Source organism: Thalassospira xiamenensis M-5 = DSM 17429 (assembly GCF_000300235.2).
Classification (GTDB): Bacteria; Pseudomonadota; Alphaproteobacteria; order Rhodospirillales; family Thalassospiraceae; genus Thalassospira; species Thalassospira xiamenensis.
In genome coordinates this window covers 3,648,047-3,660,105 of record NZ_CP004388.1, presented here as the reverse complement: position 1 = coordinate 3,660,105, position 12,059 = coordinate 3,648,047, and the positions used below count along the sequence as shown (strand labels likewise).

Annotated in this window: 13 protein-coding genes; 8 read left to right on the top strand and 5 right to left on the bottom strand. The window is 55.2% G+C overall.

All coding sequences use genetic code 11. The features are described 5' to 3' along the window. Window positions 1-96 precede the first annotated feature (96 nt). From TH3_RS17020 to phbB, 6 genes are all read left to right on the top strand, one after another. Window positions 97-558 carry an Lrp/AsnC family transcriptional regulator gene (locus tag TH3_RS17020; protein WP_007090130.1) on the top strand — a complete coding sequence of 154 codons (462 nt, stop codon included), beginning with the start codon at window positions 97-99 and terminating at the stop codon, window positions 556-558. A gap of 71 nt (window positions 559-629) precedes the next feature. Further along, window positions 630-974, top strand: a complete 345-nt coding sequence (locus TH3_RS17015) for a hypothetical protein (RefSeq protein WP_139328179.1) — start codon at window positions 630-632, stop codon at window positions 972-974. Between the two features lie 121 nt (window positions 975-1,095). Next, window positions 1,096-2,637, top strand: coding sequence for a multicopper oxidase family protein (locus TH3_RS17010; RefSeq protein ID WP_007090128.1), 1,542 nt, complete (start codon window positions 1,096-1,098; stop codon window positions 2,635-2,637). Window positions 2,638-2,658: 21 nt separating this feature from the next. Then, window positions 2,659-3,126, top strand: coding sequence for a DUF411 domain-containing protein (locus TH3_RS17005; RefSeq protein ID WP_007090127.1), 468 nt, complete (start codon window positions 2,659-2,661; stop codon window positions 3,124-3,126). A gap of 308 nt (window positions 3,127-3,434) precedes the next feature. After that, a complete protein-coding gene (locus tag TH3_RS17000; protein ID WP_007090126.1) occupies window positions 3,435-4,607 on the top strand; it encodes an acetyl-CoA C-acetyltransferase in 1,173 nt (390 codons plus the stop codon). Between the two features lie 250 nt (window positions 4,608-4,857). Next, window positions 4,858-5,580, top strand: coding sequence for an acetoacetyl-CoA reductase (phbB, locus tag TH3_RS16995; protein ID WP_007090125.1), 723 nt, complete (start codon window positions 4,858-4,860; stop codon window positions 5,578-5,580). Between the two features lie 69 nt (window positions 5,581-5,649). Here phbB and TH3_RS16990 read toward each other — a convergent pair whose 3' ends face one another. Next, the gene (locus TH3_RS16990; RefSeq protein WP_007090124.1) at window positions 5,650-6,243 is read right to left on the bottom strand and encodes a cysteine hydrolase family protein; all 594 of its coding nucleotides are present in this window, start codon (window positions 6,241-6,243) and stop codon (window positions 5,650-5,652) included. A 123-nt stretch (window positions 6,244-6,366) separates the two neighbouring features. Between TH3_RS16990 and TH3_RS16985 the strand changes: the two genes are divergently transcribed. Both TH3_RS16985 and TH3_RS16980 read left to right on the top strand, forming a co-directional pair. Then, on the top strand, window positions 6,367-7,236 hold the full coding sequence (locus tag TH3_RS16985) for a LysR family transcriptional regulator (RefSeq protein WP_007090123.1): 870 nt from the start codon (window positions 6,367-6,369) through the stop codon (window positions 7,234-7,236). 37 nt (window positions 7,237-7,273) lie between these two features. Further along, window positions 7,274-8,122 (top strand): class I SAM-dependent methyltransferase, encoded by an 849-nt coding sequence (locus TH3_RS16980; RefSeq protein ID WP_233421889.1) that lies wholly within the window; start codon window positions 7,274-7,276, stop codon window positions 8,120-8,122. 14 nt (window positions 8,123-8,136) lie between these two features. On the opposite strand, the gene TH3_RS16975 is transcribed toward TH3_RS16980, so the two are convergent. The 4 genes from TH3_RS16975 to TH3_RS16960 all read right to left on the bottom strand — a co-directional run bounded on the left by TH3_RS16975 (window position 8,137) and on the right by TH3_RS16960 (window position 11,856). After that, complete coding sequence (locus TH3_RS16975; protein WP_007090121.1) at window positions 8,137-8,766, bottom strand: nucleoside triphosphate hydrolase; 630 nt, start codon at window positions 8,764-8,766, stop codon at window positions 8,137-8,139. 4 nt (window positions 8,767-8,770) lie between these two features. Continuing rightward, entirely contained in the window at window positions 8,771-9,559 is a 789-nt protein-coding gene (locus tag TH3_RS16970) for an ATP-binding cassette domain-containing protein (RefSeq protein ID WP_007090120.1), read from the bottom strand. Next, complete coding sequence (locus tag TH3_RS16965; protein ID WP_007090119.1) at window positions 9,556-10,638, bottom strand: ABC transporter permease; 1,083 nt, start codon at window positions 10,636-10,638, stop codon at window positions 9,556-9,558. Before TH3_RS16965 ends, TH3_RS16970 begins: the two co-directional genes overlap by 4 nt. 189 nt (window positions 10,639-10,827) lie before the next feature. Further along, window positions 10,828-11,856 (bottom strand): sugar ABC transporter substrate-binding protein, encoded by a 1,029-nt coding sequence (locus tag TH3_RS16960; protein ID WP_007090118.1) that lies wholly within the window; start codon window positions 11,854-11,856, stop codon window positions 10,828-10,830. Window positions 11,857-12,059: the final 203 nt, after the last annotated feature.

Here is a 12,059-nt window from a genome sequence, read left to right as displayed (position 1 = left end):
CTCGCACAGTCGATATATTATTGTGCGGCGAAATCACGTGTTTCCGTGCAATAATAAAGCGTACTTTTATCATACTGCGCTTCGGAGTTGCAGATATTGGCCGATCTTGACCGTATCGATACCAAAATACTTGGGATATTGCAGAACAACGCGGATATCGCGAATGCAACGCTTGCCGATCATGTTGGCCTGTCACCATCGGCCTGCTTGCGCCGTGTTGCCAAGATGCGCGAGGCTGGCGTCATTCGCAAAACCGTGGCGGTGATTGATCCCGCGCTGGTCGGGCGGCCATTAACTGCGGTGATCAATCTGGAATTTCATCGCCACGGCAACCGCTACCGGCAGGACTTCATCAAAAAAGTCCACACCCTTGAAGCCGTTCGGCAATGCTACCTTGTCACTGGCGAGGTCACCGGTGTTCTGGTCCTGCATATGCGCGACATGGCGGAATATACCGCCCTATGCGAAACCCTGTTTGACGCGGACGACAACATCGTCTGGTACCGCACCTATATCGTAACCGAGGTCCTTAAGGACGAAGTAACCATCGCGCTTTGATCAAAGTCATGGACGTGCGGCAATCAGACAGCTACAGCTTGATCACCATGAAAAACATTTTGCGCATTATAATGACCCTCTCCCTGCTGGTATTTGCCAGCAGCGCGGTCTTGCGTGCGGGCGATATGGTGGGGGACGGTTCCGGCACCTATCGCAGCATCTCTGTTGCCGTAAACAATAGTGCGCCCCTGCATGATGCCCAAATGCGCGATGCCATTCGCTGTGATGATTGTACGGATATGACGGCGGCGATTGCGTCCTGTCATTTCCTGTGTACCATCGTTGTCATGCCCGACCTTGCCGGGTTTGAAAATATGGCGATGCCTGCTGGCTTCCGGATGGTTTTACCGGCCATTGATCGGGCAACCGGCCTGTCGCATGTGCCAGACCCGTTGCCTCCCCGATATTTTACCTGATTTCCCTTGGGGGCCTGATGGACCGCCAAGGATGTTGTGATGTGTTGAGTTGTGTTGTCGTGCCATGCCCGATATCCGGGCAGGTCGGCAGTCAATAAACCAATTCAGGAAAGATTGTCGGATGACTTTCAAATCTTCCTTTTGTTCCACCCGGCGGGGTTTCCTGCTGGGCGGGGCGACTGTCATCGGGGCTGTTGCAACGGGTGGCCTGCCTCTTTGGTCTGCTATTGCCCGTGCGGGCGAAACGCCTGCACCCGATATCGTCGATATGCTTTTGCGTCCCGGTGCTGCGCGCGCCAGTCTTGTTTCGAACCCGGCCATTCAGACCGATGTCTGGGCCTATAACGGCATGGTTCCCGGCCCGGAAATTCGCATCCGGCAGGGGCAGCGTCTGCGCGCCCGGCTGGAAAATACCCTGCCGCAGGAAACGACCATTCACTGGCACGGGCTTCGTATTCCCAATGCCATGGATGGTGTGCCCGGTGTGACGCAGGATGCGGTCAAGCCGGGGGGCAGTTTTGATTATGTCTTTGATCTGCCCGATGCGGGAACCTACTGGTACCACCCGCATGCAAACACGACCGAACAACTGGGGCGTGGCCTTTACGGCCCCCTGATTGTCGAGGAAGCCGATCCGTTGCGCGTGGATCGCGAACTGGTCTGGATGCTTGATGACTGGCGACTTGGCGATACTGCCATGATCGATGACGGGTTTAATGCCATGCATGATGTCAGTCATGCCGGGCGGATCGGCAATGTGGTGACGGTCAATGGTCTGGCACCCGGGGAGGTGGCCGTGCGGCCGGGCGAGCGTATCCGTCTGCGCCTTTTAAATGCGGCGAATGGGCGTATCTTTGCCCTCGACTTTGATGACCTTGTCCCGACGGTGATTGCCATGGACGGGCATCCGGTCACACCGCATCGGGATGACGCGCCGCTGCTTTTGCTGGGGCCGGGGATGCGACTTGATCTGGTGATCGATATCCCGGTGAAAGGCAAAACGTTGTTTACCGTAATGGATCGCTTCTATGACGGGATGGAAAACAGGATCGCCAGCCTTGCTGTTTCCGGCGAAGCCGTGCGTGACGGGGTAGCTGACTGGGATATGGCGTTAAAACCCAATCCTGTGCCCGAACCTGATCTGGATCAGGCAACCCGGCATGATCTGGTCTATAGCGGCGGCATGATGGGCGATATGGTCCTGCAACAGATGACGCAATCGGGCCATATCACGCCGGAAATGCTGAGCCGCATGGGAATGGATGCCTCGGGTTCGCCGGGGATGGCTGGGACGGGGGGTATGGGAAACATGATGCGCTCCATGTTTGGTTCGGGCAATGTCTGGGCAGTTAACGGGCGTGATCCCGACCGCGATGGGGATGGGCCACTTGTGACACTTGAGCGCGGGCAAAGCTGCCGTCTGACGTTGATGAATGCGACGGCATGGCTTCATCCGATCCATTTGCATGGCCATGCTTTCCGCTTGCTTGCCCGCAACGATGCACCCGTCAACCACCAGCCGTGGCTTGATACCGTACTGATCAAGCCGGGCGAGCGGGTCGATATTGCCTTTTTCGCCGATAATCCCGGTGACTGGCTGATCCATTGTCACATTCTCGAACACAAGGTCGGCGGCATGTCCGGCATCATCCGTGTTCTTTGATCACCTTTGAGGATAATCACGATGCTTAAAACCATGAAAAGCCAAATCGCCCGTACCTTGAGTGCGGTTGCCTTTGCCGTCACGGCGGCTGTTATCTTGCCGTCATTTACGGCCAATGCGGCGGGTATCGAAGCCAGGATCATCAAAAACCCGAATTGCGGTTGCTGCACAATGCATGGGGATTACCTTCGGCAGCACGGATTTGATGTTACAATCACCGAAGACGAAAATGTTGCTTCGCTGGCCATTATGGCCGGTATTCCCGAAGACCTGCAGGGATGTCACCTGACCATGATTGATGGCTATGCCATAAGCGGCCATGTGCCGGTCGAAACCATTTTAAGGATGCTTGAAGAACGTCCGGCGATTTCTGCAATCACCTTACCGGGAATGCCAATGGGCTCGCCTGGTATGGGCGGGATCAAGGAAGCCCCGTTCGAAATTTACAGTCTTGTCGACGGCAAAACCGAAATCTATGAGCTGAGATAACAGGCTAATCGATATAGGACCGGGGCGTTATGGCGTACCCGGCCCTTCAGTTTATCACAATTGCCGCCGCGCCCTTGCGAACTTCGGGCAATAAGCACACACTCTTAAATACAGGGTCTGCAACAGCATCGGATATGCCGATATTTGGCCTTGGTCGGAATGGCTGAAGATGACTGTCCGAAAGTGGTGCGTATCAATGCTTGGCTTTTTGTTGCGTCGCGATAAGATCGTAGGTGGATTGCAGGTCCGATCAGCAGGATCGTAAAGGTCCGGGGAAAAACGTATTCAAGATATAATCGGAGGGTTTCATGACAGACGTCGTAATTGTGGGTGCCGCGCGCACACCGATCGGCGCTTTTAGCGGTTCGCTGGCCAATACCCCAGCACACGAGCTTGGCGCTGTTGCCATCAAGGCGGCTCTGGAACGTTCCGGTGTCGAGGCGGATGCCGTAAACGAGGTTATTTTCGGTCAGGTTCTGACCGGCGGAGCCGGACAGAATCCGGCACGCCAGGCGGCCATCGCGGCGGGTATCCCCGATAGTGCCACCGCCTTTGTCATCAATCAGGTCTGTGGATCGGGCCTTCGCACCGTTGCCCTTGCCGCCCAGCAGATCATGGCGGGTGACGCCAAAATCGTCGTTGCCGGTGGTCAGGAAAACATGTCCATGTCGCCGCACGTTGCCAATCTGCGTGCCGGTCACAAGATGGGTGATGTCAAATTCATCGACAGCATGATCAAGGATGGCCTGTGGTGCGCTTTCAATGGCTATCACATGGGCAACACCGCGGAAAACATTGCCACTAAATGGCAGATCACCCGCGAAGAACAGGATGCCTTCGCGACCGCGTCACAAAACAAGGCCGAAGCCGCCCAGAAATCCGGCCGCTTCAATGATGAAATCGCCCCTGTTACCCTTTCCTCGCGCAAGGGCGATGTGGTCTTTGATGCCGATGAATATCCGCGTCATGGTGCCAGCCTCGAAGGCATGGCGAAACTACGCCCGGCCTTTGATAAGGAAGGCACGGTAACCGCCGGTAACGCATCGGGCATCAATGACGGGGCCGCTGCCCTGATTGTCATGTCGGCTGACGAGGCCGCTAAACGCGGCCTGACCCCGCTTGCTACGATCAAAAGCTGGGCGACCGCCGGGGTTGATCCGGCTGTTATGGGCTCCGGCCCGATCCCGGCATCGCGCAAGGCACTTGAAAAAGCCGGTTGGTCGGTTGGTGATCTTGACCTGATCGAAGCCAACGAAGCCTTTGCCGCACAGGCAATTGCGGTGAACCGTGACATGGGCTGGGATACCGACAAGGTTAACGTCAATGGCGGGGCCATTGCCCTTGGCCATCCGATTGGCGCATCGGGCGCACGTGTCTTTACCACCCTGCTGTACGAAATGCAGAAACGCGATGCCAAAAAGGGCCTTGCGACATTGTGCATTGGCGGCGGCATGGGGGTCGCACTGTGCGTCGAACGCTGATTGCTTCGAACCATCTGATTGGATGAAACGTGCAGGGCGGCCTCCTTTGGGGGCTGCCCTGTTTGTTTATCCCCTCGGGCGCAGATGAAATTCGACCAGAGTTTACGCATTTTACGTGACATGAATCATGGATGGGAAATAAAGTTACGTTTATAATTGGTTTTGCGGATTAAAATTTCGCATATCGTAGAAGGGCAAACTACGGGATACCGATACATGAATTGGATGACTGAAGTTTAGGGAGGCGACCATGACAAAAACGGCACTGGTAACCGGTGGCACACGCGGAATTGGCAAGGCGATCAGCCTGGCGCTCAAGGAAGCGGGCCATACGGTTGTTGCAAACTATGCAGGCAATGATGACGCTGCCCGCGCTTTCACCGAAGAAACCGGCATTGCGACCTTCAAATGGAGTGTTGCCGATGCCGATGCCTGTGCGGATGGCATTCGACAGGTGGAATCCGAAGTCGGGCCGGTTGATATTCTGGTCAATAACGCGGGGATTACCCGTGATGGCTTCATGCACAAGATGTCGGTTGACCATTGGCAATCGGTGATCGAAACGAATTTAAGCGCGCTGTTCTATATGACCAAGCCGGTGCTTGAAGGCATGCGCGAACGCGGGTTCGGGCGGGTCGTCAATATCTCGTCGATCAATGGTCAGGCCGGTCAGCTCGGCCAGACCAACTATTCCGCCGCCAAGGCTGGGGTGCATGGTTTTACCAAGGCACTGGCACAGGAAGTCGCGCGCAAGGGTGTGACGGTCAATACCATCGCGCCAGGCTATATCAATACTGACATGGTCGCCGCCGTTCCGGAAAAGGTTCTGGAAGGCATCATCGCCAAAATCCCGGTTGGTCGTCTTGGCGAGGCCGAGGAAATCGCACAGGCCGTTCTGTTCCTGTGTGGCCCGAATTCCGGCTTCATCACCGGTTCCTGTCTGTCGCTCAATGGCGGACAGCATATGTTCTGATCGTACTGATTGCGCTCACACTCATCAAAACACCCCGCAGCAATCCTGCGGGGTGTTTTGCATTTACAATCAAGCTTTTAGAACATCCCCGGTCGTCACAACCTTGGCAAACGCATCGGCCAGAATGGCCAGTTCGGCGCGGTGCAATTCCTTGGCCGGGATAGTAGCGTGGTCGGATGTTGCGGGCAGGTCGCGTGTGGTGGCCGCATCCCCCGCGATGGTGACCTGCAATCCCTGTTCGTTGGCGGAACGTGCGGTGGTCGACACGCAGACATGTGTCATGAAACCGGCCAGCACCACATGTTTCAATCCGGCCTGATCAATCAGGTCGCGCAGATTAGTCCCGCCAAAGGCATTGGGTACATTCTTTGTCAGAACCGGCTCGCCGTCGCGCGGGGCGACTTCGTCCATGATCTTGGCATACGGACCTTCGGGATCAAACAGACCCTGTCCGTGATGCTGGATATGGATCAAGGTGCCGTTCTGCGCGCGCCAATGGGCGATCAGGCGGGCCACATTGTCCAGTGCAGGTTCAAGCCCTGATAGCTTCAACCTGCCACTGCGATATTCTTCCTGGGCATCGATCACGATCAATGCAGCATCCCGCGCCGATCCGGTCGGAAGTTCAACGCCAAGAATTTCAAAGATGGATTGTGCACTCATGGTGGCTGTCCTTTCAAAGTCATTTGAATGGCCTGATCATGTATCTGCATGTTTGCAGTTTAAATCCGTCAATTTGCAGATATGATCTGCGTATATGCAGAAATTATAACCGGTTGATGATCCATGGATTGGGAAGCCTTGCGGACATTCGCCGTCGTTTGCCGCGCAAATACCATGAGTGCGGCCGCGCGTGAACTTGGCGTCAACCAGACGACGATTGCGCGCCGTATTGCCCGCCTTGAAGAAGCCACCGGCTTTCCTGTCCTGCTGCGTCGGGATGGCCAGATGCGCCCGACATTGCGCGCACAAAGCCTTCTGAAAACCGCAAGGGCGATGGAGGCCGAAGTCAGTACCTTGCTCGAAGCAAATGGCACTCTGTCGGAAAAGGTAGCCCGTCCGGAAATATCGGGTGTTGTTCGCGTTGCCGGGGTGGATGTGATTTTTGAAAACTGCATTGCCCCGCGTCTGGGGGAACTGACATCAAACCATCCATCCCTTTGCGTCGAACTGATTGGCGGCAACCGCAATCTAAGCCTGCCGCAACGTGAAACCGATATTGCGCTACGCCTTGCCAGGCCACAAACCGGGGCATTTCACATCCGGAAAATCGGTGTGATGGAATACGGTATTTATGGTCCCGCCGGGATGGATGACCCGACCGATGCACCGTGGGTCGATCTTGACGACGCATTTGCCGACAAGCCCGAACAGATATGGCTCAACCGCCATTTCCCCAATCGCCACACCATCAGCCGTTCCAATCGCGGATCCATCATGGCGACGATGGCATGTTCGGCCAATGCCTTTGCCCTGTTGCCAAGATGTTTGGGAGATCGCCTCGCGGGGCTGACGCGCAAACCCGATATCGAGCCGGAGGGACGCGAAATCTGGCTCCTGATCCATCAGGACATGCGCCATGTGCCGCGTGTGCGGGTTGTTGCCGAATGGGTGTCTGATGTGCTGATTGGCAATCCGGCAATTAAATCCGTGTGATCCTGCATTGTTCGTTTGACAGTCCGCTGTATTGGTTGTGATTGTTGAAGTGCTACAACTTATGATATTGGTGGGGCGGGCCATGGACGAGAACAAAAAATACACATCGGCCAACCGTGCCGCATGGGATGCCTCTGCACCATTGCATGAAGCCGGTGAAACCTGGCAACGACTTTTGGCCGAGGTTGCGAAAGCCGATTTCTCGACGTTTGACGAAACCTTGCGGGAAACGTTGGAGGATGTCGGTGTCGTGGGAAAACGCGTCGTGCAGGTGTGCTGCAATAACGGTCGCGAAGTGCTGTCCTTGTCGGCCATGGGAGCAAAAACTGTGCTTGGGATTGATCAATCCGATGCATTTCTCGCGCAAGCCCGGAAGCTGGCGCATCTATCGGGACGGAAATGTGATTTTCTCTGTGCTGATATTTACGAATTGCCGCAAGACACGCCGGGCGATTTTGACCTTGGTTTGATTACCATTGGTGTTCTGAACTGGATGCCGGATTTGAAACGTTTCTTCGATGCCGTCTCAGGGCTGCTGGCTCGGGATGGGGTGCTCGTTATCTATGAAACCCACCCGTTTCTTGAAATGTTTGATCCGACTTCTGCCGATCCGTTTTCACCGTCTCAATCATATTTTGACCGTGGGCCACACGCAAACGAAGATACCATAACGTATGACGGATCTGATGGTGGGCAGGGGCCGGTTTCATGGTGGTTTAGCCATACGATGGGCGAAATCGTGTCTGCGGCTGTCGCGGCCGGATTAAAACTGGAACGTTTTAACGAATATCCGCATTCAAATCGGGAAACTGAATTTGATATCTATGAAGACAGGAAAGTCCAGATCCCGATGTGCTATACGCTGGTGTTGCGAAAAGAACGGTAATTCAAACCATCCTATCAGGCGTTATTTATAATAATGGCTGTGCCGAACTTGCTGTACTCGGCAACAGTTCTGGCATTGGGGATATCATTATCCAATGCTTTCTGCCGCGCTGAAGGCTGGTCATGTCCGTGGTCAAGCCACCGCTGAGCAAGACGCTTTTCCAAAACCGCAAGCGGTGTGTCGATGAACAGGGTCAGGTCGAACAGGCTTGCCAACTGATCCCACGGCGACTGGTTGAGCAACAGATAATTGCCTTCGACCAGCACAATGCGATGGCTTCGTGAAACGCATCGGGCCGATCCGCGTGACAGTTCCAGATGGCGGTCGAATACCGGGACATAAACATCGTCATCATCGGTACGGATCGCTTCAAGCGTGCGTTTGAAGCCGCCGGTATCAAACGTTTCCGGCGCACCTTTACGCGGCAGCAATCCCCGCGCAGAAAGGATGGCATCATCGAAATGATAGCCATCCATCGGCACGACAACAGCCCCGGCTTCATCACCCCCCAGATGGTGATGAAGCCGGTCGGACAAGGTTGACTTGCCCGAGGCTGGTGCTCCGGCGATCGCGACAAGGAGGCGTCGATCACCAATCTGTCTGGCCCTGATCATCGCCGTCAGGGTGTCGATATCCGGCACCATGAATTCAGGCCGCCGCAGATATTTCTGGCGGCTCCTTTGCCCCGGTCATAAAGGCAACCGCGTCCGACATGCTGTAATCATCAGGATTGATCGTGCAAAGCCGCTTGCCCAAACGATGCACATGAATGCGATCTGCCACTTCGAACACATGGGGCATATTGTGCGAAATCAGCACAATCGGCATGCCGCGCGATTTGACATCGGCAATAAGTTCCAGCACCCGGCGGCTTTCCTTGACGCCCAATGCCGCGGTCGGTTCATCCATGATCACGACGCGTGATCCGAAGGCCGCCGCACGGGCAACCGCAACCCCCTGCCGCTGCCCGCCCGAAAGCGTTTCGACCGCCTGATTGATGTTCTGGATCGTCATCAGGCCAAGCTCGGAAAGCTTTTCCCGCGCGATGCGTTGCATTCCTTTATGGTCAAGGGCCCCGAAATATTTGCCCATAAAACCCGGTTGGCGTAGCTCGCGCCCCATGAACATGTTATCCGCAATCGACAGGGCCGGCGAAAGCGCAAGGTTCTGATAAACTGTCTCGATCCCGGCTTCGCGCGCTTCCATCGGTGATGAAAAACGCACCGGTTTGCCATCAAGCTCGATGCTGCCTTCGTCCACCGTGATCGCACCCGAAAGCGCCTTGATCAATGATGATTTGCCCGCGCCGTTATCACCGATCACCGCAAGGACTTCACCGGGATAAAGGTCAAAATCCGCCTGATCAAGTGCGGTCACCCGGCCATAGCGTTTAACGATACCGCGTGCGGTCAGGACAGGTTTTTTATCCGTGCTCATGACGATACCTTTCTGATCCACTGGTCGATTGCAACGGCGATAATCGTCAGCCAGCCGATTGCAAACACCTGCCAAAGAACATCAACCCCGACAAGCCGAAGCCCGGAATTGAACACCCCAACGATCAGCGCCCCGATCAGCGGCCCGATGATCGACCCGCGCCCGCCAAACAGCGAAATGCCGCCAATCACAACTGCGGTAATCGATTGCAGGTTTGCTTCCTGAAAACTTTGCGGCGAAACCGAGCCAACACGCCCGATCGATGCCCATGCGCCAATCGCGCATACAAGCCCGGCAAGGCCATAAACCATGATAAGCGTTCGGTTGGTGCGAATGCCTGAAAGTTCGGCGGCTTCCTTGTCATCGCCGATGGCATAAACATGCCGGCCCCAACTGGTATGGTTCAGGATGTACCAAAGGACGGCAAATATGACGAGCATCAGGACCGAGCCATAGGTGATCCGCGCCCCACCAATCGCGATGCTTTCGCCAAAGAATTTCAAAAGCGGTGCGATTTCATCCAGTGTCTGGCTGCGGATCGACTGCGCGCCCGAAAGCCAAAGGTTCAGCGCAAAGAAAATATTCCACGTGCCCAATGTCACGATAAAGGGCGGTAACTTGATGCGGGTGACGAGAAACCCGTTCAGCATCCCGGCCAGAATGCCGCCGACAAACCCGATCAGGATGGCAAGCGGTGCGGGGACGCCAAGCGTGATCGCAAGTTGCCCCATAATGACCGACATCAAAACCATGATCGCACCGACCGAAAGATCAATCCCGGCGGTCAGGATCACAAGGCTTTGTGCGGCGGCCAGAATGCCGATGATCGAAACCTGCTGCACAATCAGCGACAGGTTGAACGGCGAAAAGAACTTCGGTCCCGCCAGTGCACCAAAGATGATAATCGAAATGACAAGGACGATCACCGGCACCATCGTCGGATTGCCATGCAGGAAATGTTGCGTGGCATCCAGAAAGTTCCGGCTTTTATGGTCGAACTGCGCAACCGCCTTGTCGCTGGCGTCAAGCGTCTGTTCGTATTCCTGTTTCGTGCGAGATGTGCGAGCAGGTTCGCTCATCGCTTCCTCCCGGCTTGGTCGTGAACATGGGTTGCGAAAAATCATGCACAACAGTTCATCAAATGCCCCGCCGGTTCTGATGACCGGCTTGGATCGGGTAGGGGCAGACCAAGTGTAACCTTTTTGTGGGACAAGAGGGCGGCGTTTATGACCGCCCTCCTCGAATATCAGATCGTCACGCTAAGGGGCTTAGCCCCAGCAGCGTTTCATGCCTTCATCGATATCAATCGACGGAACACCTTCGGCTGGATCACCCGTCACAAGGTTGACCCCGGTATCATAGAAGTTAAGACCTTCGGTATTGGCTGGTTTTTCACCGCTTTCGGCCCAGGCCTTGATTGCTTCAATACCTTTATAGGCCATATCAAGCGGATATTGCTGCGATGTTGCGCCAATCACGCCATCCTGAACGTTCAGAACGCCCGGGCAACCGCCATCGACCGACACGATCAGAACGCCGTCTTCCATGCCAAACGATTTCAGCGCCTCATAGGCACCGGCGGCTGCCGGTTCGTTGATGGTATAGACGACGTTGATTTCGGAATCCTGCTGCAACAGGTTTTCCATCGCCTTGCGGCCGCCTTCCTCGTTGCCGTTGGTGATGTCATGGCCAACGATGCGGGGATCATCTTCGTCACCGATTTTGTTCGGGTCCTTGATGTCGATCCCGAACCCTTTCATGAAGCCCTGATCACGCAGAACGTCAACCGATGGGGCACTTGGCGTCAGGTCAAGAAACGCGATTTTTGCTTCCGAGGCCTTGTCGCCGAGCTTGGCAGCGGCCCATTGGCCGATCAATTCGCCCGCCTTGAAGTTATCGGTGGCAAAGGTCGCATCGGCGGAGTCGATTGGCTCAAGCGGGGTATCAAGTGCAATGACGAGCAATCCGGCATCACGCGCCTTTTTGACAACCGGCACAATCGCCTTGGTGTCCGATGCGGTCAGAAGGATACCCTTCGCACCCGATGCGATGCAGGATTCAATCGCCTGCACCTGGGTTTCATGGTCCCCATCGATTTTACCGGCAAAAGTCGAAAGGTTGACACCATTGGCAACCGACGCGGCCTGCGCGCCTTCCTTCATTTTCACGAAGAATGGGTTGATGTCGGTTTTGGTGATAAGGCAGGCACCGATTTCATCGGCTTTGGCAGCATGCGGTGCAGCGGCAAGGCCAAGCGTAAGCGCCCCAAGGGTGGCGCCAACAAGAGTCTTCTTCATCTGTTTCCTCCCAGGAATAACCTGATATTCAGCCCTTTGGGCCGGATTTGTTCATTTTGCGACAGGTGGAACGTATCGTTACGCACGTCTTTTGTGCCTGTCTGTTGCCTACGACACACCAAATGCTCGGGGCTGTCAATTAATAAATCCGATTGATTTATTAATTAATCCTGTCACTCTCAAACCCATTCGGGCAATAAAGA